The following is an 864-nucleotide window of genomic DNA, read 5'->3' on the forward strand; positions in this document are numbered from 1 at the left end:
CACATGATCTATCCATTCTGGCATGTCGGACTCGCGAGAAAACGTAATCAACATCTGGACGGATTGCGAAAGCGAGTGCAAATAGGTTGCGAGTGAAGCGCGGTGGGCAACATCTAGACCGACAAAAGGATTATCCAGAAGCACAAGGTCAGGTTGGGTTGCCAACGCTCTAGCGAGCATGACTCGTCTGGTCTCGCCAGTCGATAAAACACGAAAACCGCTCTGTTTTAAATGGTGAAGGTCGAGCTCTTCAAGCAGTCTTTCCGTTGTTGCTGCATCTTGGCAGCACTCAAAAATCAAAGCATAAACGGTACTGCCTTGGTCGATACGATCGAGAAAATCGGTGTCGTCCTTTTCTAGCTCACGTTCAAGTAGTCGTTGTTGCTCTGAAAGCGATACTTGCGCGACTTTCAATTCACCAAGATCCAACGTCCCTTGTGTGGGTTTCAGTTCGCCACAAAGCAGATCGCCTAGCAGGGAGCCGATGTCGCCTTCTGCACTGAAGATGCCCCAAGAGTCATTGTTATCGATTGTCCATTCATCAATGGAAAGTGTGGTGGTATGTCCTTGTACAGCAAGCTGACTAAAGCGAATAGCCATTGTGTTTGTCTTCCTTGTTATTGTTGTATTGGACTAGTTATAACAACTAACCAAGGGCCTAAGGAAGGGGATGTCAGTATTAATTTTAACCAAAGCAAAGCTTGTTACGACCAGAAACGAAAGACTTATGTAACGAATCTTCTGTTGAATAAGTCGCGGGAATATTTCTATATAGTCATCATTATGCGCATGGATATTATGCTGCTACACTCATATGTGGCGCTTATTTATTAAATGTAAGGATGCATGTATATGAGTGAAAAG

Annotated in this window: 1 protein-coding gene; it reads right to left on the reverse strand. The window is 44.6% G+C overall.

Annotation, left to right across the window (positions count from 1 at the left end; translation table 11 throughout):
• Positions 1–600 (reverse strand): ATP-binding cassette domain-containing protein (locus R7044_RS24700; RefSeq protein ID WP_225455933.1); only part of this gene is annotated, 600 nt, incomplete at its 3' end.
• Between the last annotated feature and the right edge of the window lie 264 nt (positions 601–864).

This window comes from Vibrio sp. 1402 (assembly GCF_033340275.1).